This window comes from Pararoseomonas sp. SCSIO 73927, assembly GCF_037040815.1.
Classification (GTDB): domain Bacteria; phylum Pseudomonadota; class Alphaproteobacteria; order Acetobacterales; family Acetobacteraceae; genus Roseomonas.
Window position 1 is genome coordinate 2211742 of record NZ_CP146232.1, and the last position, 22056, is coordinate 2233797.

The window sequence follows — 22056 nt, forward strand, 5'->3', positions numbered from 1 at the left end:
GCCGTTCCCAGCACCGGGGCACGACTAACGAATGTTGGAGAGCATGCAACTTTCACCGATTGCCGGGAAACGAAGCCTTCCGAGCGGCGCTTAGGCGGGAGTGTGCGGTGCGAGCACGGCCTGAACCGGGCGGGATTGGAGACGCATGAGCGGGCTGGAACTGTGGGGCGGCATCGAATGCACGGTCCTTCGCGTCGGGGATGAGTGGCGGGACCAGACCCGGGAGACCGGCCACCACGACCGCGCGGAGGACCTGGATCTCATCGCCGGCCTTGGGATCCGCAAGCTGCGCTACCCCGTGCTCTGGGAGAGGGTGGCGCCGGACAGTCTCTCCGGCACGGACTGGAGCTGGTCCGATGCGCGCCTCGCGCGGCTGCGCGCGCTCGGCTGCGACCCGATCGTCGGCCTGGTTCACCACGGGGCCGGCCCCGCCTACACGAGCCTGCTCGACCCGGAATTCCCGGAGAAGCTGGCCGCCTACGCCGCGCAGGTCGCGGCCCGCTATCCCTGGGTGCAGGACTGGACCCCGGTGAACGAGCCGCTGACCACGGCGCGCTTCTCCGGCCTTTACGGGCATTGGTTCCCGCACGGCACGGACATGCGCAGCTTCCTGACGGCGCTGATGAACGAGTGCCGGGGCACCGCCCTGGCAATGCGCGCCATCCGCCGGGTCAACCCGGCCGCGCGGCTGGTGCAGACGGAGGATCTCGGCCGGGTCTTCTCCACGAAGCCGCTGGCGGGGCAGGCGGCGCATGAGAACGAGCGCCGCTGGCTCAGCCTGGACCTGCTCTGCGGCCGGGTGGACCGGCACCATCCCTGGTACGCGATCATGCTGGCCGAGGGCGTACCGCAGGCGGGGCTGGACGCGCTGGTGGCCGAGCCCTGCCCGCCGGACATCATCGGCATCAACCACTACGTCACGAGCGACCGCTTCCTGGATCACCGCGTCACGCTCTACCCGGAGCAGGCCGTCGGCGGGAACGGCGACCTCGTCTACGCGGACATGGAGGCCGTGAGGGTGCCGCTGCCGCCGGACATCCATATCGGCCCCGAGGCGCGGCTGCGGGAGGCGTGGGAGCGCTACCGGCTGCCCGTGGCCGTCACTGAGGCGCATCTCGGCTGCCGTGAGCCGGAGGAGTGCGTCCGCTGGCTGCTGGAGGTGTGGAACGCCGCGGATCGGCTGAGGCAGGAGGGCGCGGACCTGCGGGCCGTCACGGTCTGGTCGATCTTCGGCGCGATGGACTGGTGCTCCCTCCTGCGCCAACGCAACGGCCGGTACGAGCCGGGAGTCTTCGACGTGCGCCATTCCCCGCCGCGGCCGATGCCGATCGCCGGGGCCGTCCGCGCCCTTGCCAGGGGCGAGCGCTACGAGGCGCCGATCGTGCAGGAGCCGGGCTGGTGGCGGCGCGAGGATCGCTTCGTGGTCGAGCCCGGGGCCATGGCCGGGCAGGGCTGAAGGCGAGACGGCCTGCGGGCGGGATGACCGGCGCGGCGGGGTTCCGCGCAGCCGGAAGCGGTCCAAACCCTGGCACCGGAAGCGGCGCGGGCCTCAGCGCTCCACCATGCCGCGCGTCTCGGGCATGATCAGCCAGAACAGCGCGCCCCCCAACGCGGCCACCCCGGCCAGGGCCAGGAAGGTGGCATTGTAGCCCACCTGGACCACCATCGCCCCCGCGATCCCCGCGCTGAGCACGCCCCCGACGCCGTGCACCGTGCCAACCACGCCCTGCGCCGCCGCGAAGTGCCCGCTGCCCCGGGTGAGATCCGCGACCACCACCGGGAAGAGCGCGCCGATCAGCCCCGCGCCCACCCCGTCCAGCAGCTGCACGGCGATGAGCCAGGCGGTGTTGTCGGACAGCGTGAAGAGCGCCCCGCGCAGCGCCAGCGCGGCGAAGGCGGCCAGCAGCAGCGGCCGCCTCCCCCATGCATCGGCGCGCGCCCCGGCCAGCGCCGCGACGGGGACCATCACGGACTGGGCAGCGATGGCCGAGGCCGCGGTCAGGGTGATCCCCTGCCCGAGATTCCCCAGCGCGAGCTTCTGCGAGACGAGGCCGAGCATGGACGCGTTGGCGAGGTGGAACAGGGCGCCGCAGAAGGCGAAGGCGAGGAGCGGGCGCGAGCCGAGCAGCAGCCGCCAGGCGGACGGGCCTGGTGCCGGCGCGGCACCGGGCGGCAGGCCGCGCGCGACGGCGTGGTCGATGGCGCGGCCGGGCACGGCGGCGGCGGCCAGCACGCTCGCGACCATGGTGAAGCCCATGCTCCAGAACAGGACGCTGCTGCCGAAGAAGGGCGCGGTGAGCAGGATGACGAGGCAGATCGCGCCGTCCCCGAGATGGAACAGGGCCTCGTTGCGCCCCGCGCGCCGGGCGAAGCGCCGGGGGCCGACCACGCCGAGGGAGATGGCGGACAGCGTGGGCCCGATCGTCACGCCGGCCAGGGCCCCGACCACCCCGGCCAGCGCCACCGGCCAGAAGCGCGGCGCGAGCGGGATGAAGAGGCAGGTCGCCGTGACGAGCACGGTGGCGCCGGCGATCAGGGCGCGCTTGGCGCGGACGGCATCCACCAGCGCCCCCATGGGGGCCTGCGACACCAGGCCGGTCAGGCCGCCGATGGAGAGCGCGGCGCCGATGCTTCCCGCATCCCAGCCGTGTTCTGTGATCAGGTACACACCGAGGAAGGCGCCCAGGCCGTAGCGCGCGTCGGAGACGAAGAAGCTCAGCGCGTCCAGGCGGCGTTCGGCACGCGTCTCCGTGATCATGGGCTCTCCTCCGCCTCGGGCAGGCGCCGGGGGCTAACCGGTCACGGCCCGTCCCGTTTCGGCCGCCCGCTGCGGCGTACTCGGTAGGGCAGAGCCGTCGGGGGCGAACCCCTGGCTGACTCCGGCACCCATCGGGCATTCGCCCGACCTGTCAGGCGGCTTAGGATCGCGGTCGGGCCGGATCCGAGGGTGTGTCGATGAAGGTGTTCTGGAGCAGTTGCGGCGACGGGCTCCCCTCCGAGGAGGCCAGGGAGGTCGATCTTCGGGAGGCCTGCCTGATCTGGTCCGATGAGGTCCGGGGCGTAGAGGGCAACTTCCTTGGCCTGATCGACAGCCAGGACAGGACGGTCCAGTTCTACTTCGAGGACGGCATTCCCGACGACGTCGATGATGCCCGCCATCTCCGGATCGTCCTGATGGACTTCCCGCAGCCGGACCGGGGCGGCTCCTATGGAAAGCGGGTCGCCATCGGCGAGGTCCACGGGCTGATCGAGACGGCCTTCACGGGCGGAGCGGACCATCGCCGCTTCGGCGAGCTCACCTTCACGGCCTGGTAGCGCGCCGGTCATATGGGGACGCGGGCGGCCCCATCCCATCGGTCAGCGGGGGATTGCTGCCCACCTTTGCGACAATGGTCCTGGACAGGGCGGCTCTCGCGCCCAGCGAGGCAGTCGTGGACGAGCCAGTGAGGGGACGATCTTCACATGAGCGACAACGGCCCGCAGGCCCCCGCGCCCAGGAGGCCGATAGGTGGGGAGCGCCACGCGATCGACCTGACCGGTCCGCGCAGCCACACGCTCATCAGGGAGCCCGGTGTCGGCAGCCTTGTGATTGGCTCACCTGCCCAGGGCAGGAAGGTGGACCTCTGTGTTGGCGCGGGGGAATGCATCGACTGGAGCGTGCTCGATCCGTTCACCGTGCCCGATGGGTCACCCTGGCCGCGCTTCCTGCACTACACCGGAAGCGACGCGGGATTCTTCGACTGGGCGCGCCGGCGCCCGATCGAGAGGATGTCGTGGGCCGCGGTCCTGCCGGTGGACCGGACGGTCGATGCGAGCCGGTCCCGGGTGCATGACCTGTCGATCGCCCTGGACGAACCCGGCGGGCGCCTGCACTTGGTGCTGCCCGCACGATCGGTCTCGCCTCATCTCAGCCTGACCCTGGGGGGCGACCTGTCGCGCATCTCCGTCGAGGGCGACGTTCCTCCCTACCTGGATCTGGCACCGCGCACCGGCCGGCGCAGGACGGATTCGCCCTTTCAGCTGCCCGATATGGGCGTCCTGCAAGGGGCCGAGCGCCTGTCGCTGCACAACGGCCCGCTGGCGCAGCCGGTGTCGCTGCGCTGCCTCGGCCGTTTTCCCAACCTGCGCTCGCTGAATCTTCGGGGCAATTTCTGCGATCTGGACGAGCTGGCCCTTCAGCCGCGGCTGAAGGGCCTGGAGCTGCGCGCCATGCCCGATCTGGGCGGCCTGCCGGCGCTCGGCAGCTGGCCGGAACTGGACACGTTCATCGCCTTCAATGTCGAGGAGGCGGCAGGTAAGCGCCTGCGCCAGCAGCTGAAGGTGCGCGCTGCCCTTCGCCCATTCGGCGGCCATGCCTCGGTCAGCGGACTGCGCAAGCCCGCCTGGTGGGAGGCGGAGTTCGGCCGGCCGTTCTCGTCCTGGCCGGGGCGGCTCGCGAGGATGGCGAACGAGGTGTTCGACACCGCGCTGGCAGCGCTGTCGGGCGCGCGCGACCTTGCGGAGGCCGAGGCGGCGATCACGGCGTTTACTGTCCGCTTCAACGACGTGAAGGGGATCGAGACGACGGAGCGCGAGGCCCTGGCGGAGGCCGTGTGGCAGTTGAGCCGGAGCGACGCCATGGCACGGCTGGGCGGCACGGAGGACGATGCCCAGCGATGGTTCGACGACGCGCGCCGCTACTGAGGGCGGGCTGGCAGGGCGGCGGGGTCCGGCATCAGCACTCGACCGCGTTGACGGCAAGGCCGCCCTCGGAGGTCTCCTTGTACTTGGACAGCATGTCGCGGCCGGTGTCGCGCATGGTGCGGATCACCTGGTCCAGGCTGACGTGATGGGTGCCGTCCCCGTGCAGGGCCAGCCGCGCGGCGTTGATCGCCTTGACGGCCCCGATGGCGTTCCGCTCGATGCAGGGGATCTGGACGAGGCCGCCGATCGGGTCGCAGGTCAGGCCCAGATTGTGCTCCAGCCCGATCTCCGCGGCATTCTCGACCTGCCGGTTGCTGCCGCCCAGCGCCGCGGCCAGCCCTGCGGCCGCCATGGCCGAGGCGGAGCCGACCTCGCCCTGGCAACCGACCTCCGCGCCGGAGATGGAGGCGTTCCGCTTGATGAGGGAGCCGATGGCGGCGGCCGCGAGCAGGAAGGTCTCGACCCCCGCCTCGTCCGCGCCGGTGACGAAGCGGGTGTAGTAGTGCAGCACCGCGGGAACGATGCCGGCCGCGCCGTTGGTGGGCGCGGTCACCACCCGCCCGCCGGCCGCGTTCTCCTCGTTCACGGCAAGGGCGTAGAGGTTCACCCAATCCATCCCGTGCAGGGGGTCGGCGGTGTTGGCGGACTCGCGCCGGAGGAGGCGATCGTGCAGGCCGGGCGCGCGCCGGCGCACCCGGAGGCCGCCGGGAAGTTCGCCGTCCTGGCCGAGGCCGCGGTCCACGCAGTCCCGCATCGCCGACCAGATGCGCCGGATACCCTCGGTGATCGCCGCATCGCTGCGGAGGCTGCGCTCGTTCTCCCGCTGCAGCTCCGCGATCGAGCACCCGGCGGCCTCGGCGAGGGCGAGAAGCTCGGCGGAGGTGCCGAAAGGGTAGGGTACGGAGGGCGTCGCGGGAGCCGAACCCTGCTCCGCCTCCCCGTCCTCGACGATGAAGCCGCCGCCGACCGAGTAGAACGTCCGGCGGATTTCCGCACCGCCCTCCGCCCGCGCGCGGAAGGTGAGCCCGTTGGGGTGACGCGGCAGGGATGTTCCCTTGTGGAAGAGGATGTCGGCCTCCGGATCGAAGGGCACGGTGCGTCCCCGGCCGAGGGGGAGGGAGCGGGTGGCCCTGAGATCCGCCAGCAAGGCCGGAACGGCATCGAGGTCCACCGTCTCCGGCCTCTCGCGGAGAAGGCCCAGCAGGATGGCCCGATCCGTCGCGTGGCCTTTCCCGGTCGAGGCGAGGGAGCCGTAGAGGTCGACCGCGAGGGAGAGGAGCGGGAGGTCCGGAAGTTCCGAGACGAAGCGCGCGGCGGCGATCATCGGCCCGACCGTGTGAGAGCTGGACGGGCCTATGCCGATCCGGAACAGGTCGAAGAGCCCGGCCCAAGGGGGCGTCGGGGCAGCGGCATCCTCGGCCATCACAACGTTCTCCCGGCCACGTGCCCGGCAGGTCAGTGCATGCCGAGCTGCGCGTAGATCCGCTTCACGTACACCCCGAAGGCCTCGGTCGTCTTGATGTCGAGGCCGCGCTGCGCCGGCAGGTCGATGGTGAAGGTGTCGGCCATCCGCGCCGGGCCGGCCGTCAGCACGGCGCAGCGCGATCCCAGGAACACGGCCTCCTGGATGGAGTGCGTGACGAAGAGGATGGTCTTCCCGCTCTCCTGCCAGATGCGCAGCATCTCCAGGTTCATCTTCTCCCGCGTCAGCGCGTCCAGCGCGCCGAAGGGCTCGTCCATCAGGATGAGCTTGGGGTCGTGCACGAGGGCGCGGGCGATGGCGGCCCGCTGCTGCATGCCGCCGGAGAGCTGGTAGGGGAACTTCTCCTCGAAGCCGCGCAGGCCCACCATGGCCAGCAGGTGGCGCGCGCGCTCGCGCGCCTCCCTCTTCGGCAGGCCGAGGATCTCGGCCGGCAGGGTCACGTTCTCCAGGATGGTCCGCCACTTCAGGAGGAGGGCTTGCTGGAACACCATGCCGACATCGCGCCCGGGCACGAAGCCGGAGGCCGCGTTGCCGATGCGAACGAGGCCGTCGCTCGCCTCGTGCAGCCCGGCCAGGATCTTCAGCACCGTGGTCTTGCCGCAGCCCGAGGGGCCGACGAGGGAGACGAGGTCGCCCTCGTTCACGGTCATGGTGACGTCGGAGACGGCGGTGAAGTCCCCCCCGTCCGTGCGGTAGACCTTGCGGACCTTGTCCAGCGTGATCAGCGGCTCGGTCACGACAGCCAGCGCTCCCGGTTCGCGGCGACGAAGGCGTCGTCAGAGAATTCGGGGTAGAGGCGGCAGACGCGGTCGATCGCCTCCGCCTGCCCCGGGCTCAGCCCCTCCGCCGGGTTGAGGCACCAGGTGCCCTCCAGCAGGCCCTGGCGGCGCAGGATCTCGTGGCAGCCGGCGATGCAGCCGTGGAAGTCGTTTGCCACGTCGAAGAAGGCGGCGTTGCAGTCGGTCACGGCGGAATCCAGGGCGAGGATACCCGGCGGGAGCGGACCCTCCGCCACCGCGGCTTTCAGCCTCTCCAGCAGCCGCACCGCGCCCTGGGTCCAGACCGACCAGTGGCCGAGCAGGCCGCCCTGAAAGCGCAGCGTCACCGCCTCGTCGTCCCGCTTCACGGTGAAGGGGGTGACGAGGTCGAGCACGATGTGGTCGTCATTGCCGGTGTAGAGGGTCACGCGGTCCTCGGCCCGCGCCTCCGCCAGGCCGCGCACCACATCCAGGGTGCGGTAGCGGTTGAAGGGGGCCACCTTCACCGCGACGACATTGTCGATGGCGCAGAAGGCGCGCCAGAAATCCACGCCGAGCGGGATGCCGCCCACGGAGGGCTGCAGGTAGAAGCCCACCAGCGGGATCTCCGCCGCGACGGTGCGGCAGTGCTCCAGGATATCCTCCGGGGAGGCGCCCTTCATCGCGGCGAGGCTGAGCAGGCCGGCATGGTAGCCGAGCGACACGGCGGTGCGCGCCTCCGCCACCGCCTGGGCGGTGCGGCCGGCCAGCCCGGCCACCATCACCATCGGCCGATCCGTCCAGGCGCGCGAGTCCTCCATCGCCGCCTCCAGCACGGGGGCGTAGAGGCCGACGTCGCGGATTTCGAACTGCGTGGTGTGGACGCCGACGGCGAGGCCGCCCGAGCCGGCATCCACGTAGTAGCGCGTCAGGGCGCGCTGGCGGCGGCGGTCGAACCCCCGCCGCGCGTCCAGCGCGAGGGGGTGGGCGGGGATGGCGACGCCCTGCCGCAGCAGGGCGAGGGTTTCGGGCGGCAGGTCCGTCCGGTGCAGGGGGCGGTGCAGCGGCATCGTGGTCCTCTCAGCCCAGTTCGGGCCCCGCCACCGCCATGAGGCGGGACGGATCCCCGAAGGGTTCGGCATGGCCCAGCGCCATGCGGGTGTAGGGGCGCTCCGGCGCGAAGCCGCGGGCGCGGAGGGCATCGGCCAGGCCGGTGCAGCGATCGGCGAGGTCGATGATCACCTCGCCCCGCGCCTGGGCCAGCGCGGATTGCAGCAGGGGCAGCGCCGCCGCCTCGTCGGGCGCGACGAGCGGGCCGATCTGAGTGGCGCGGGCGCCATCCCTGCCGAGGACGAAACCGTTATCCCCCACGAAGCCGAGTGCCGGGGCACGCCGCAGCAGCTCCCGGAGAACGGTGGGGCGGGCGGCGCCGAAAGCGGCGGCATCGAGCGACGCCATGGCGGAAAGGTCCCCCGCCGCCGCCGGGCGCGGGCCGACCGGGGCTTCGCCGCCGGCGGGACCCCGCCAGCGCGTCAGGCCGAGCTGCGCGACGAAGCCGAGGGGGCGGTAGATGCGCGCCCCGGCCGGCGTGGCATCCAGCACGGGGAGGAGGCCCGCCTCCTCCAGCAGGGCGAGGCCGTGGCGCAGGATGCGGGTTCCCAACCCGCGGCCGCGCATGGAGGCGGTGACGAGCACCATGCCGATCCAGGCGAAGCCGCCTTCACGGTACGGCAGGACCGCCCCGGTCGCGACCGGCCTGTCGCCGCCGATGCCGAAGACGGTGCCGCCCTCGAAGAACAGCCGCCAGTCCGCCTCCGCCTGGTTCCAGCCGGCCTCGCGCGAGAGGGCGAGGCAGCCGGCCATGGCGGACGTGCTCAGCGCGGCGACGGGAACGGCGACGGGCGCGGCCTCAGTAGGCTCCATCCCGCACCTCGAAATGCGTAGGCTTGCCCAGTGCCTTGCCGCCGCGCGCGACCCAGTCCGCCACCCAGTCGATCATCCGCGCCAGCGGCACGACGGGATAGCCGAAGAGGCGCGCCGCCTCCGCGGCGTTGTTGAGCCAGGCGGTCGGCGCCTCCTGGCCGGTGATCGTCACGGGCTTGCCCAGCCGCTCCCCGAAGGCCTTGGCGAGCCAGCGGACCGGGATGGTCTCCGGCCCTGTCACGTTGAGAGGGGCGGCGGGCACGGTGGCGTGCGCCAGGCAGCGCAGCGCCTGGGCGTTGGCGTCGCCCTGCCAGATGACGTTGACGTGGCCCATGGTCACGTCCACCGGCTCGCCGCGCATGACCTTGGTGGCCACGTCGAACAGCACGCCGTAGCGCAGGTCGATGGCGTAGTTCAGGCGGAAGAGGCGGCCCGGCGTGCCGTGCTGGGCGGAGAAGTGCTGGATCATCCGCTCCCGCCCGATGCAGGAGAAGGCGTACTCGCCGGGCGGATCGAGCGGGCTGTCCTCGGTGGAGCCGGGGCCGGTGACGGGCACGAAGGGGTACACGCAGCCCGTGGAGAAGGCGACGATGCGGGAGGCGCGGAAGGATTCCGCCACCAGGGCCGGTACATGGGTGTTCATCGCCCAGGTCAGGGACTGGTCCCCGCTGGCGCCGAACTTCCGCCCGGCCATGAGGACCACGTTGCGCGCGCGCGGCAGCCCTTCCAGGGCCGCGCGGTCCAGCAGGTCGCAGGCGATCGTCTCGACGCCGTGCCGCTCCAGCTCCTGCTGCAGCCCCGCCTCGCTGAAACGGGCCACGCCGAAGACGCGTTTGTCCGGCGCCGCGTTGCGGGCGAGGCGCGCGAGGGTGGGGCCCATCTTCCCGCCGACGCCGAGGACCATGATGTCCCCCTCCAGCGAGGCCAGGTCGGCGGCGAGCGCCCGGCTGGGGCGGGAGAGGAACTCGTCCAGCTCGGCCTCGTCCGTGATGCGGTCGGGCAGGTCGGCGGCGTCCAGCCAGCGCTGGCCGGCGGCACTCTCAATGGCGTGGGCGGACATGGCCTATCCCTTCCTGGCGTCCTTCGGGACGAAGCGGTGCTCGAGCCCCAGCACGAGGAGGTAGAGGGCGAGGCCGAGCAGGGTGAGGATGATGACGGCCATGAACATGGCCGCCGTGTCGAGCGAGGTCTGCACCTGGATCATGAGGTAGGCGAGGCCGCGCTCGGAGGCGACGAACTCGCCCACCACGGCGCCCGCGACAGCCAGGATCGACGCCACCTTCATGCCGGAGAAGATGTAGGGCAGGGCGCCGGGAAGCTGGATGTAGCGGAACACCTGCCAGCGCGAGCCCTTCAGCGAGTGCACGAGGTCCAGCAGGTCCGGCTCCACCTCCTGCAGGCCGCGCACGGTGGTGAGCAGGATGGGAAAGAAGCAGAGGCTGAAGGTGATGAGGGTGTTGGTGAGGATGCCGTAGCTCATCCACACGATCATGATCGGCCCGAGGGCCACCTTCGGGATCATGTTGAGCGTGACAAGGAGCGGGAAGACCAGCAGCGACAGGGTGCGCGACCAGGTGAAGAGAAGCGCGCCCGCGACGCCGAGCACGATCGCCAGCAGGTAGCCGCCCCCGATCTCGGCGAGGGTGACGAGCGTGTTCGAGAGCCAGGCGTGGTTCGGATTGCCGAGGGTGGCCACCACCGCGCTCGGCGCCGGCAGGAGGAAGGCGGGCAGGCCGGCCATCCGCGCCAGCCCTTCCCACAGCGCGATGGCGGCGAAATGCACGAGCAGGATGATGCCCCAGCGCCTCCGCGCGGCCCTGGCGGCGGCGTCCCGGCGCGGGTCGCGCGCGGCCACGGCCCCGTCGGCTGCCAAACCGGTGCTCGCCTCCGCTGTCATGCCCACCTTCCTTGTCGTGCCGAAACGCTAGAGGCGCGCGAGGAAAGGTGTCAACCGTTTAGTTGATACCGGCTTTCATGGGCGGAGAGCGGCCAGGACGAAGCCGATGACGTGGCTCCGGTGCCGCGAGACGGCGGGGCGGGTGTCCAGGCGCTTGCCGAAGATGGCGGAGAGGGTCCGGTTGTTCGAGAAGAAGAAGTACGAGATGCCGGCGATGGTGATGTAGAGGTCGACGGCGTCCAGCTCGGCCCGGAAGAGCCCTTCCCGGGCGCCGCGGTTGAGCGTCTCCTCCACCATCCCGATCAGCGGGGAGTGCATCTGCCGCAGCCGCGCGGAGGCGCGCACATGGCGGCCGCCATGCCCGTTCTCGTCGTTGAGGAGGGCCACGAACTCCGGGTGGGCGCTCAGATAGTCGAAGGAGAAGCCGACCAGCCGCTCCATCGCTTCCCACGGGGGCAGGTCGTCCAGGTGCAGCGCCTGCTCCTCCTGGCGGATGGCGGCGTACACCTCCTCCAGCGCCACGGTGTACAGGTCCTCCTTCGTGCCGAAGTGGTGATAGACGAGCTGCTTGTTCACCTCCGCGCGCGCCGCGATCTCGTCCACGCGCGCCCCCGCGAGGCCTTTCTCCGCGAACTCGCCGATCGCGGCCTCCAGCAGGGCGCGGCGCGTGCTCTCCGGATCCCGCTTGCCGGGCTCGCGGCGCGGGGCCGGCCGGCGGGCGGTGGCTCGGTTCGGCATGGCGGCACCCCTACCAACTGTTTGGTTGGAAAAATGTTGCGGCCCGATCTTAGCGTGATAGCCTTCCCGTGACAGCCCGCGGAGCCGGGCCCGGAAGAGGATCACCGCGCATGCCCAGCGACTTCGCTGCCGTCAGGCGCCGCGGGCTTTTGCTCGCGGGCCTTGCCTCTCCCCTCGCCACGCCGGGCATCGCCCGCGCCCAGGCGAAGGAGAGGCTGACCTTCGTGCTGAACTGGACGCCGTATGCGGACCACGCGCCCTACTACCTGGCCAAGGCGAATGGCTGGTACGAGGGGGCCGGCCTGGACGTGACCATCGAAGCCGGGCGCGGATCCGGCCTCTCCTCCCAACGCGTGGTGGCCGGCACGGCGCAGCTCGGCATCTCCGACATGGCGACCGCGCTGCTCGCCCGCGGGCGCGGCGGCAACCTCGTCGCGGTGATGACGATCTTCGCCAATTCGCCGCAGACCTTCTACTGGCTGAAGAGCAACGGCATCGCCGGGCCGAGGGACTTCGTGGGCCGCTCCATCGGGAACCCGCCGGGCGATGCGTCCCGCATCATGTGGCCGATCTTCGCCCGCCGGGTCGGGATCGACCCCTCCTCCGTTCGCTTCGTGAACGTGGCGCCGCCCGCCAAGATTCCCTCGCTGAAGAACAAGGTGATCGACATCACCTCGGACTTTTGGAACGAGCACGACCTGAAGGTGCGCGAGTTCGGCGCCGATCTCGGCTTCCAGCGCTGGATGGACCTCGGCATCAATCCCTACGGCAACTCCGTCGTCGTGAACGGGGACTTCCTGGCCCGGCAGCCGGACACGGTCCGCCGGTTCGTGCAGGTGTCCCAGCGCGCCTTCGCGGCCTCCGTGGCCGATCCGCAGCCGGCCATCCGGGCGCTGTTCGCGGCGGCTTCCGGCCTGGATGACTGGACGCAGCAGCACGTCTGGGAGCGGGTGGTCGAGCTGCAGCGCGATCCCACGACGACAGGCGTGGCCCTGGGCGCCTTCAGCGCGGAACGGATGAAGGCTGACTACGAGCTGATCCAGAACAACTTCGAGGGCGCCCAGCCCTTTGATGTGGAGAAGGCCTATACCAACGCCTTCCTCGACAATTCCGTACGAATGACGCCGGGCTGAGTGGCGGCAGGCGGGGCGAGGGGCCTCCCTGTCTCTGGCAGGCGTGGCGTGCGATGCCCTGGAGGACGGGGCTGTCCTCCGCCTGGACCCCTCCGGGATGCCCAGTGGAGAGGTGCGCCACGGCGCGCGACCGGGGTGTGGCACCTTCATGATCGTGGCGCGCGGCGATCCCGGGGCTGAACGGTCGGGCGATCGAGCGATTCATCGAGGAAGGGGCTCGCCAGGTCCTGGCCGCTGCGGGAACCTGCGTGACGGGCAGATGAGCGGCCCATGAGCGACCAAGCCTGTCACGGGAGGAAAGCCATGATCACCCGACGCACCCTGTTCGGTGCCTGCCTCGGCCCTGCCCTGGCCCATCTGGTCCTGGCCCCTTCCGTCCTGGCGCAGCCTGCCTGGCCGGGCGCCCGTCCGATCGAGGTGATCGTGCCCTATCCGCCCTCGGGCGGCATCGATGTCATGGCGCGCCTCCTTACGAAGTACCTGCCGGACCGCCTGGGCGGCGCGAGCTTCGTCGTGAGCAATCGCGCGGGTGCGGGCGGCCAGATCGGCAACGAGGCGATCTTCGCCGCCCGGCCGGACGGCTATACTCTCGGCGCCGTCGCCACCCAGGGCTTCATCACGCGCTCGCTGGAGCGGCCGGTGCGGTTCAGGACGGGCGAGTTCACCTACATCGCCAACGTGGTGGACGATCCGGCCGCCTTCTGGGTCCGGTCGGACTCGCCGCTCCGCAACCTCGCCGAGCTGCGGGCCGCCCTGCAGAAGGGGCCCGAGACCGTTTCGGTCGGGACCGCCGCCGGCACGGGCTCGGACGACCACCTCCTGCTGCTCGCCTTCGAGGCGGCCACGGGGAGCAAGGCCCTTCACGCGCCGTATAACGGCACCGCACCGGTCATCCGCGACCTTCTCGGCGGGAACCTGGAGGTCGCCTCCTACAACGTGAGCGAGGGCCTGACGCTGATGCGGGAGGGGCGCACGCGCTGCCTTGGGCAGGCCGGTACGGCGCGCTGGTCCGGCCTGCCCGAGGTGCCGACTTTCCGGGAGCAGGGCGTGGACGCCCTGGGCGGCTCCGCCCGCGGCTTCGTCGCCCCGCCCGGCCTGCCGGCGGAGATCACCGGGCGGCTGGTGCAGGCCTTCGGCGCCATCCTTGCCGACCCCGTCTTCCTGGCCGAGGCTGCGAGGCTGAACATGCCTCTCCGCCCGCTCCTGAGTGAGGCGTACAAGGCGGCCGTGCTGGAGGAGGAGACCGCGGTGCGGCGCCTCTTTGAGCGCACGCCCTGGTCCACCCAGAACTGACGCTTCCGGATCCCAAGCCATGCCCCATGTCGCCGTCGTCGATCCCATCCACCCCGACGGCGTGCAGCGCCTGATCGACGCGCCGGGGATCACGGTAGGCCACGCGGGGCAGGCAGGGGCCCCCGACCTCGCCGGCCAGCTTCAAACGGCCGAGGCGGCGATCGTGCGCGGCACGGTGGTGGATGCCGCCTTCCTGGCCAGGGCGCCGCGGCTGCGCATGGTGTGCCGGCACGGAGTCGGCTACGACCTAGTGGATGTGCCGGCCTGCACGGCGCGCGGCGTGACGGTGATGATCACGCCGGAGGCCAATGCCGCGTCCGTGGCCGAGCACGCGCTGATGCTGATGCTGGCGGTCGCGCGGCGGGTGCTGCCCGTGGATGCCGGGGTGCGGGCCGGGCAGTGGCGGGTGCAGGGGCAGTCGCAGACCTTCGAGCTGGGCGGGCGCCGCCTCCTCATCCTCGGCTTCGGCCGCATCGGCGCCCGCGTGGCCCGGCTCTGCACCGCCTTCGATATGAGGGTGATGGTGCACGACCCCTACATGCCGGCCGGCACCATCCGCGGCGCGGGCTACGAGGCGGTGAAGGACCGTGACGCCGGGCTGGCCGCGGCCGACGTGGTGTCGCTCCACGTCCCGGCCAGCGATGCCACGCGCGGCATGGTGGATGCGGCCTTCCTCGGCGCCATGAAGCCTGGCGCCGTCCTCATCAACACCGCCCGCGGCACGCTGGTGGAGGAGGCGGCGCTGGACGCCGCGCTGCGCTCCGGCCATCTCGGGGCCGCGGGGCTGGACGTGCTGCGGGTGGAGCCGATGGTGGAGGCTCCCCCGTTCCTGTCGCTGGACAACGTCGTCGTCACGCCGCACGTCGCCGCCAGCACCGCCGAGGGACTGCGGAAGATGGCCTGGGACGCCGCCGGGAACGCGATCGACTTCCTGGCCGGGCACCCCGACCCGGACGCCGTGGTGAACCGGGAGACCCTCGGCCACCGCTAGGCTCGCGCCGGCGACGGCGCCATCCGGCAAAGCGGATCAGGTCGCTCCCACGAACCGACACCCACCATGGCTCGCATCCGGGTGCGGCCGATCTCCGGGCCCGGATTCTCCCGTCACCACGATTGTTCTTTCCACGGCCGCCAACGCAGCATGACCTCTCTCCGTCTCGCTTGAAGTTTGGGAAACACCTCTGTTCGTGCAGGGCGCCCGGTTCATTAGCCTCGGGGCATGACGTCCCTCACGCGCTCACCCGGTAGACTGACGGCCGGCACCGAAAGTTTTCTTCTCGACAAGCCCGGGGCAGCCGTCGTCGGGCTAAGGGCGGATTCGGAGCAGCAGGCCGGAGGACAGGGCCTGCAGCTCGCCGATGCGGGTGATGAGGGCGTCGGCCCTGTCATCCGGCGGATCGCTTCCGCCGCCTCGCGGCACGATTCCGACGCCAGCTTCCCGTCCACGAACCTCGCCGCACTCCACCGCGCGGGGTTGCTGGACCTGACCGTTCCCGCCCGCTTCGGCGGGCAGGGCAGGGGCCTTGCCGAAGCGGCACGGCTTCTCGGGGCCGTCGGTGGCGCCTGCGCCTCCACCGGCCTGATCCTGGCCATGCAGCTGAATCGCCACGCGGCACTGGCCCGCGAGGGGCGCTGGCCCAGGGCGGTGCACGCCCGCGTTGCCCGCGATGCCGTGCAGCACGGGGCGCTGCTGAACGCGCTGCGGGCCGAGCCGGATCTGGGTTCCCCGACCCGTGGCGGCCTCCCCGCCTCCACGCTTCATGCGCGGCCGGACGGGACGTGGCGTCTCTCCGGCCGCAAGACCTACGTGACGGGCGCGCCGGGCCTCACCTGGATGGAGGTCTGGGTCAGGACGGCGGAGGAGCGCCCGCGGCTCGGCTATGCCCTGGTGCGAGCGGACATGCCGGGCGTGCGGATCGTGGAGAGCTGGGACCAGCTCGGCATGCGCGCGACCGGCAGCCACGACGTGGTGTTCGAGGACGTGGTCCTGCCCGCGGAGCACGCCGTCGACCTCCGCGCGCCCGAGGACTGGGCCGGGGCCGATCCGGCGCAGGCCGTTTGGAACGCCGTCGGGTTGGGCGCCCTGTACAACGGCATCGGGCGCGCCGCGCGGGACTGGATCATCCGCTTCCTGCACGATCGCCGTCCCACGAGCCTCGGCGCGCCACTGGCCAGCCTGCCGCGGATGCAGGAGAAGGTCGGCGAGATCCAGTCGATCCTTCTCGTGAACGACCGCCTCATCGCTTCGGTGGCCGCGGAGACGGATGCCCGCGGGCCGCCTTCCGTCTCGGACAGTCTGCTTCTCAAGACAATCCTCACCGAGAACGCCGTGCGCGCGGTGGAGCTGGCGGCGGCCCTGGCGGGCAACCACGCCTATGCCCGCGCCAACCCGCTGGAGCGGCATCTGCGCGACGTTCTCTGCGCCCGCATCCACGTGCCCACCGCCGATGCCGCCCATGCCGCGGCGGGGCGAGAGGCGCTCGCGCCCTTCGCGGCCTGATCAGATCGAGAGAGGAACACCCATGACGCTGCACATCACCGGCATGATCTGGGCCCGGCCCACCTCGGACCTTGAGCCGCCGAGCGGCGCCGCCTTCCAGCCGGACCACATCGAGGCGATCACGCGCGCGCACGAGGAGGGCGGCTTCGACCGAGTTCTCGCGGGTTACTGGACGAACGCGGCGGACGGCTTCCTCGTCCTCGCCCATGCGGCCGCCGTGGCGAAGAAAATCAACTTCCTCATCGCCCACCGCCCGGGCTTCGTCTCGCCCACCCTCGCCGCGCGCAAGCTGGCGACTCTGGAGAACCTGACGGGCGGGCGCCTGGCGCTGCACGTCATCTCCGGCGGGGATGACCCGGACCAGCGGAAGGACGGCGACTACGCCGACCACGCCGCGCGCTACCGCCGCACGGACGAGTTCCTGGAGATCATCCGCGGCATCTGGACCGCCGACCGCCCTATCAGCCACGAGGGCGAGTTCTACCGCTTCCAGGACGCCTGGTCGGATGTGCGCCCGATCCAGCGGCCGCACCTGCCGATCTTCTTCGGCGGCGCCTCGGACGCCGCGCTGCGCGTGGCCGGCCGCCACGCCGACGTCTACGCGCTGTTCGGGGAACCGCTGGCGGACACGGCCGCGGTGCTGGACCGCGTGCGCGCCGCCGTGCCGGCCGGGCGGGAGGTTGCCTTCTCCTGGTCCAACCGCCCGATCATCGCGGCGACCGAGAAGCAGGCCTGGGAGAAGGCCCAGGACATCCGGCAGCGCGCGATCCGCAAGCAGGACCTGGCCGGGGGTGCCGGGCTGATCGCCGCCAGCGGCGCGGTGAACTCGCAACGCCTCGTCGGCCTCTCGCAGCGGGGGGAGGTGCTGGACGAGCGGCTCTGGACTGCCATGGCCGGGGTGCTGGGCGGACGCGGCAACTCCACGGCGCTGGTCGGCACGGCGGAGCAGGTGGCGCGCGCCATGCTGCGCTACCGTGCCCACGGCGTGTCCCACTACATCCTGCGCGGCTGGGATCCGCTGCCGGACGCGGTGCAGTACGGGCGGGAACTGATCCCGCTGCTGCGCGAGCTGGCCGATGCGGAGGATCGCGGCCGCGTCTCCGTCGCCGTGCGCACCGCGGCCGAGTGAGGGACGACAGATCATGAGCAGCATCACCGGCCGCCGCGCCCTCCTGGCCGCCTCCGGCCTTCTCGCGACCTCGGGCGCGGCCCGGGCCCAGCCGCGCGCCGCCACGCTGCGCGTGGGTAGCCAGCGCGGCGGGCTGCAAGCCCTGCTGGAGGCCTCTGGCCAGACGAAGGACCTGACCTATCCCGTGGCCTGGAGCGAGTTCCAGGCCGCCCAGCCGTTGCTGGAGGCGCTGAACGCCGACGCGGTGGATATCGGCTCCATGGGCGACCTGAACTTCTTCTCCGTCTTCGCCAACGGCGCCGCGATCCGGGCGGTGGGCGCCACCCGGTCGGACGGGGCCTCCCAGAACATCGTCGTGAAGGCCGACGGGCCGATCCGGACGGTGGCGGACCTGCGCGGCAAGCGCGTGGCCGCGGCGCGCGGCGGGTGGACGCACTACTCGTTGTTCCGCATCCTCGAGAAGGCGGGGGTGAAGCCCTCCGAGGTAAACATCGCCTGGCTGCTGCCATCCGACGCCGCGCTGGCCTACCGCTCCGGCGCCATCGACGCCTGGTCGGTCTGGGAACCTTTCACCTCGCTGGAGGTGCTGAACTTCGGCAGCCGCGTGCTGGCCGATGCGCGCGGGCTGACGCCCAGCGCCAGCCTCCTCGCCGTCAGCGAGCCGGCGCTGCGGAACAAGCGCCCGCAGCTGGAGGATTTCGTGCGCCGCAACCGCCTGGGATGGGAATGGGCGAACGCGCACCTGAAGGACTACGCCCGCACCACCGCCGCACTGATCCGCCAGCCCGTGCCGGTGATCGAGCGCGCCTACGAGGTGAGCGGGACGAAGGCCGTGCCGATCGATGCCGCCCTGCTCGGCGAGTTCCAGGAGGCCGTGGACCGCTGCGTGGAGTACGGCATCGTCTCCCGCCGCTTCAACGTGGCGGACGGCATCGACTCCTCCTTCACCGGCGCTTGAGAGGCCAGAGATGACCAGCCGCCGCACCCTCCTCGCCGCCGGCGCCGCTCTCCTCGGGGCGCCGGGCATCCTCCGCGCCCAGCCCGCGGGCGTGCTCCGCATCGGCAACCAGAAGGGTGGCCTGCGCTCCCTGCTGGAAGCTTCCGGCGCCCTGCGCGACCTGCCCTACCGCATCGAGTGGAGCGAGTTCCCCGCCGCCGCGCCGCTGCTGGAAGCGCTGAATGCCGGCGCGCTGGACCTGGGCTACCAGGGCGACCTCGCCTTCCTCACCGTCCAGGCCTCCGGCGCGCCGGTGAAGGCCATCGGTGTCGCGCGGCCTTCCCCCGCCGGGCAGGGTATCCTCGTGCGCGGGGATGGTTCCATCCGCAGTGCGGCCGATCTGCGGGGCAAGCGCATCGCCGGCAATCGCGGCGGCTGGGGCCAGTTCCTCATCCGCGCCGCGCTGAAGCGCGAGGGGATCGCGCCGGCCGATGCCACGATCAACCTTCTCCCGCCCACGGATGCCGCGCTGGCCTTCCGCTCCGGCGCGGTGGATGCCTGGGCAATCTGGGAACCCTACATCTCGCTGGAGGTGCTGGATTTCGGCGCCCGCACCGTGGTGGACGGCAGGGGCCTGACGCCCTCCATCATGTTCGTCGCGGCCCATGAGCGGGCGATCCGTGAGAAGGAGGCGATCCTGGCCGATCTCCTCCGCCGCTTCCGCGACGGCTGGCGCTGGGCCGATGGCCACATCCCCGAATACGCCCGCTACAACGCCGAGTTGACCCGCCTGCCCGTGCCCGTGCTGGAGCGCGCCTACGGCATCGAGCGCACCGTGCCCGGCGTTCTGGACGAGGCGCTCGTCGCCGAGTTCCAGCGCGCCGCGGACGAGGCGGTGGAGTTCGGCCTGCTGCGCGGGCGCGTGGATGTCCGCCCCGGGCTGGACCTCCGCTTCGCGCGGGCGGTGTGACGGAGGTGGTGCCCCAAGGGGCGCCGCCCCTTGGATCCCCGCCAGGAGGCTGGTGGGACCTATAGGTCCCCAACCCTGGACCCGCTTCGGGCTGCCGCGGGGCTGACCCAAAGCGCGGCGCCAGCGATGGAACTTGATCCTGCCCTTGCAGTCGCCTCGGCTGCATGAGCCGAGGCGCACCGTCAGCGGAGCGCGTCCAACCCGGGGAAAAAGATGATGGTGAGGGGTCCGGGGAGAGGAAGAATTCTTTCTTCCTCTCCCTGGCCACAGACCGCCAGCGATCAGGCTGGCACAGGCGCCGGCAGCAGGTCCGCGTGCCAGCGCTGCGCCACGTCGGGGTGGGAGCGCAGGCGGCCCTTCAGGTAGTTCTGCCCCACCGAGCGGAAGAGCGGGTTCTCCGGGTCGCTCGCCGGCCCCTTCGCCTCGGCGGCCAGATGCGGGGGCAGGTTCAGCAGCGGCACGTCCGCGTCCAGGCGGGCACCGAGAAAGAAGGCGACGGAGACGCGGTCCTCGCCGGGCGGCGGGCTGACCACGCGGTGGATGGTGGCACGCAGATAGCCGTTGGAGGCCAGCTCCAGCAGCTCCCCGATATTCACCACGAAGGTGCCGGGCACGGGCACGGCGTCCACCCAGTTCCCGTCCTCCTTCTGCACCTGCAGCCCGCGGCGGCTGTCCTGCAGCACGAAGGTGAGAAGGCCGCTGTCCTTGTGCGCGCCCACGCCCTGGTCGTCGCGCGGGCCTTCCTTTCCGGGGTAGCGGATGATTTTCATGGTCTGGTTCGGCGCGCCCTGCACGATGCCGTCGAAGGCGTCGGCGGGCTGCTCCAGCGCCTCGGCGAAGGCGCGCAGCAGGCGGGTGGCCACGGCGGTCAGCGCGGCCTGCCAGTTCAGCAGGGCGGGGCGCAGGTCGGGCAGGGTCCTCGGCCACTGGTTCGGGCCCTGGAGACGCGCCCAGGGCGGGGAGCCCGGCGTGCGGGGCAGGGCCTCGCGCTCGGCGTGGATGTCGAACTGCTCGCGCCAGTCCGGCTTGCCGCGCGTCAGTTCCTGGCCGGCGCGGTTGTAGCCGCGGAAGTGCGGGGAATGGACCATCTGCACGGAGAACTTGTCGGCCTCCGGCAGCTCGAAGAAGCGGCGGGCGGTCTTCAGCACCGCCGTACCTTCCGCATCGGGGATGCCGTGGCCGGCGAGGTAGAAGAAGCCGACGTCGCGGGCGGTGGCGCGCAGGTGCTGCAGGAAGGCGGCGCGGTCCTCCGCCGGGCCATCCAGCCGGCGGAGGTCGATCAGGGGAAGGGCGAGTTCGGTCATTCTTGGTTCCTCGGGCCTCTGTCCTCAGGCGGCCGCTTGCAGCCGGATGGCGTCCAGCGCCTGCGAGAGATCGGCCAGGATGTCGTCGATGTGCTCGATGCCGATGGAGAGGCGGACGTAGCCGGGCGTGACGCCGCTCGCCGCTTGCTCCTCGGCCGAGAGCTGGCTGTGGGTGGTGGTGGCGGGGTGGATGGCCAGGCTGCGCGCGTCGCCGATATTGGCGACGTGGTAGAGAAGCTTCAGCGCATCGATGAAGCGCGCGCCGTCGGCCTTGCCTCCCGCCAGCTCGAAACCCACCAGCGCGCCGGGGCCGCCCGTGAGGACCCGGTCCGCCCGCGCCCGCGCCTCGCCGGTCTGGAGCGAGGGGTGGATGACGCGCGTGACCTGGGGGTGGCGCGCGAGCCAGGCGGCGACGGCGGTGGCGTTGCTCACCTGCCGCTCGATCCGCAGCGGCAGGGTTTCCAGCCCCTGGATGAGCTGGAAGGCGTTGAAGGGCGAGATGGGGGCGCCGAGGTCGCGCTGCACCGTGCTGCGGACAAGGGCGGCGTAGGCGCCGATCCCGTGGCGCTCCGCCACCTCCGTCCAGACTGCGCCGTGGTAGCTGGGGTCGGGCGTGTTGAGGGCGGGTTGGCGATCCTTCCAGGCCGCCCAGTCGAAGTTGCCGCCATCCACGATAATGCCGCCGATGGAGGTGCCGTGGCCGCCGATATACTTCGTGGCGGAGTGCACGACGACCGCGGCGCCGAGCGCCAGCGGGCGGGCGAGGATGGGGGCCGCAGTATTGTCCACGATCAGCGGGATGCCCTGCGCGCGGCCGATGGCCGCCACCTCCGCGATGGGGAAGGCGACCAGCTTCGGGTTAGGCAGGGTTTCGGCGTAGTAGGCGCGCGTGCGCTCATCCGTGGCGCGGCGGAAGTTTTCGGGATCCGCCGGGTCGGCGAAACGCACTGCCACGCCGCGCTGTGCCAGGGTGTTGGCAAAGAGGTTCCAGGTGCCTCCGTAGAGGTCGGTGGAGGAGACGATGTTGTCCCCCGCCCGCACCAGCGCCAGCACGGAGAAGGCCGAGGCCGCCTGGCCGGAGGCAAGGGCCAGGGCACCCACCCCGCCCTCCAGCGCCGCCACGCGCTTCTCCAGCACGTCCGTCGTCGGATTGCCGGTGCGGGTATAGGTAAAGCCCAGCCTCTCCAGGCTGAAGAGGGACTGCGCGTGGTCGGAGCTGGGGAACTGGTAGGAGGTGGTCTGGTAGATCGGCACGGCCACGGCGCCGGTGGCCGGATCGGCGCGCCAGCCGGCGTGAAGGACGAGGGTTTCGGGCTTCTGGCTCATGGC

20 protein-coding genes are annotated in these 22056 nt (G+C 71.7%); 10 read left to right on the plus strand and 10 right to left on the minus strand.

Annotated features, from left to right (window positions below; genetic code table 11):
• Positions 1 to 145: 145 nt before the first annotated feature.
• Positions 146 to 1456: a family 1 glycosylhydrolase gene (locus tag VQH23_RS10455; RefSeq protein ID WP_338665580.1), complete on the plus strand. Its 1311-nt coding sequence runs from the start codon at positions 146 to 148 to the stop codon at positions 1454 to 1456.
• A gap of 93 nt (positions 1457 to 1549) precedes the next feature.
• On the opposite strand, the gene VQH23_RS10460 is transcribed toward VQH23_RS10455, so the two are convergent.
• On the minus strand, positions 1550 to 2758 hold the full coding sequence (locus VQH23_RS10460) for an MFS transporter (protein WP_338665581.1): 1209 nt from the start codon (positions 2756 to 2758) through the stop codon (positions 1550 to 1552).
• A 197-nt stretch (positions 2759 to 2955) separates the two neighbouring features.
• Between VQH23_RS10460 and VQH23_RS10465 the strand changes: the two genes are divergently transcribed.
• Positions 2956 to 3315, plus strand: coding sequence for a hypothetical protein (locus tag VQH23_RS10465; protein ID WP_338665582.1), 360 nt, complete (start codon positions 2956 to 2958; stop codon positions 3313 to 3315).
• A gap of 147 nt (positions 3316 to 3462) precedes the next feature.
• Positions 3463 to 4683 (plus strand): hypothetical protein, encoded by a 1221-nt coding sequence (locus VQH23_RS10470; protein WP_338665583.1) that lies wholly within the window; start codon positions 3463 to 3465, stop codon positions 4681 to 4683.
• Between the two features lie 31 nt (positions 4684 to 4714).
• On the opposite strand, the gene VQH23_RS10475 is transcribed toward VQH23_RS10470, so the two are convergent.
• The 7 genes from VQH23_RS10475 to VQH23_RS10505 form a co-directional block, all read right to left on the minus strand.
• Positions 4715 to 6106: an L-serine ammonia-lyase gene (locus VQH23_RS10475; RefSeq protein ID WP_338665584.1), complete on the minus strand. Its 1392-nt coding sequence runs from the start codon at positions 6104 to 6106 to the stop codon at positions 4715 to 4717.
• Positions 6107 to 6138: 32 nt separating this feature from the next.
• Positions 6139 to 6903 (minus strand): ABC transporter ATP-binding protein, encoded by a 765-nt coding sequence (locus VQH23_RS10480; protein WP_338665585.1) that lies wholly within the window; start codon positions 6901 to 6903, stop codon positions 6139 to 6141.
• Positions 6900 to 7973: a dihydrodipicolinate synthase family protein gene (locus tag VQH23_RS10485; protein WP_338665586.1), complete on the minus strand. Its 1074-nt coding sequence runs from the start codon at positions 7971 to 7973 to the stop codon at positions 6900 to 6902. Before VQH23_RS10485 ends, VQH23_RS10480 begins: the two co-directional genes overlap by 4 nt.
• Positions 7974 to 7983: 10 nt before the next feature.
• Entirely contained in the window at positions 7984 to 8826 is an 843-nt protein-coding gene (locus VQH23_RS10490; RefSeq protein ID WP_338665587.1) for a GNAT family N-acetyltransferase, read from the minus strand.
• Positions 8813 to 9886 carry an NAD(P)-dependent oxidoreductase gene (locus tag VQH23_RS10495; RefSeq protein WP_338665588.1) on the minus strand — a complete coding sequence of 358 codons (1074 nt, stop codon included), beginning with the start codon at positions 9884 to 9886 and terminating at the stop codon, positions 8813 to 8815. The genes VQH23_RS10490 and VQH23_RS10495 overlap by 14 nt, the downstream gene beginning before the upstream one ends.
• A 3-nt stretch (positions 9887 to 9889) precedes the next feature.
• Positions 9890 to 10723, minus strand: a complete 834-nt coding sequence (locus VQH23_RS10500) for an ABC transporter permease (RefSeq protein WP_338665589.1) — start codon at positions 10721 to 10723, stop codon at positions 9890 to 9892.
• 75 nt (positions 10724 to 10798) lie between these two features.
• Entirely contained in the window at positions 10799 to 11461 is a 663-nt protein-coding gene (locus VQH23_RS10505; RefSeq protein WP_338665590.1) for a TetR/AcrR family transcriptional regulator, read from the minus strand.
• 110 nt (positions 11462 to 11571) lie between these two features.
• On the opposite strand from VQH23_RS10505, the gene VQH23_RS10510 reads away from it, so the two are divergent.
• The 7 genes from VQH23_RS10510 to VQH23_RS10540 all read left to right on the plus strand — a co-directional run bounded on the left by VQH23_RS10510 (position 11572) and on the right by VQH23_RS10540 (position 19423).
• Positions 11572 to 12594: an ABC transporter substrate-binding protein gene (locus tag VQH23_RS10510; protein WP_338665591.1), complete on the plus strand. Its 1023-nt coding sequence runs from the start codon at positions 11572 to 11574 to the stop codon at positions 12592 to 12594.
• Positions 12595 to 12897: 303 nt separating this feature from the next.
• Entirely contained in the window at positions 12898 to 13887 is a 990-nt protein-coding gene (locus tag VQH23_RS10515) for a tripartite tricarboxylate transporter substrate binding protein (RefSeq protein WP_338665592.1), read from the plus strand.
• Between the two features lie 19 nt (positions 13888 to 13906).
• Positions 13907 to 14878, plus strand: a complete 972-nt coding sequence (locus VQH23_RS10520; RefSeq protein ID WP_338665593.1) for a hydroxyacid dehydrogenase — start codon at positions 13907 to 13909, stop codon at positions 14876 to 14878.
• 228 nt (positions 14879 to 15106) lie between these two features.
• Positions 15107 to 16387, plus strand: coding sequence for an acyl-CoA dehydrogenase family protein (locus tag VQH23_RS10525; protein WP_338665594.1), 1281 nt, complete (start codon positions 15107 to 15109; stop codon positions 16385 to 16387).
• 22 nt (positions 16388 to 16409) lie between these two features.
• The gene (locus VQH23_RS10530) at positions 16410 to 17516 is read left to right on the plus strand and encodes an LLM class flavin-dependent oxidoreductase (protein ID WP_338665595.1); all 1107 of its coding nucleotides are present in this window, start codon (positions 16410 to 16412) and stop codon (positions 17514 to 17516) included.
• A 13-nt stretch (positions 17517 to 17529) separates the two neighbouring features.
• Positions 17530 to 18474 carry an ABC transporter substrate-binding protein gene (locus tag VQH23_RS10535; RefSeq protein ID WP_338665596.1) on the plus strand — a complete coding sequence of 315 codons (945 nt, stop codon included), beginning with the start codon at positions 17530 to 17532 and terminating at the stop codon, positions 18472 to 18474.
• Between the two features lie 10 nt (positions 18475 to 18484).
• Positions 18485 to 19423: an ABC transporter substrate-binding protein gene (locus tag VQH23_RS10540; protein WP_338665597.1), complete on the plus strand. Its 939-nt coding sequence runs from the start codon at positions 18485 to 18487 to the stop codon at positions 19421 to 19423.
• 281 nt (positions 19424 to 19704) lie between these two features.
• On the opposite strand, the gene VQH23_RS10545 is transcribed toward VQH23_RS10540, so the two are convergent.
• Together VQH23_RS10545 and VQH23_RS10550 are read right to left on the minus strand one after the other, a co-directional pair.
• Positions 19705 to 20727, minus strand: coding sequence for an isopenicillin N synthase family oxygenase (locus VQH23_RS10545; RefSeq protein WP_338665598.1), 1023 nt, complete (start codon positions 20725 to 20727; stop codon positions 19705 to 19707).
• Between the two features lie 24 nt (positions 20728 to 20751).
• Positions 20752 to 22053: a PLP-dependent transferase gene (locus VQH23_RS10550; RefSeq protein ID WP_338665599.1), complete on the minus strand. Its 1302-nt coding sequence runs from the start codon at positions 22051 to 22053 to the stop codon at positions 20752 to 20754.
• Positions 22054 to 22056 lie beyond the last annotated feature (3 nt).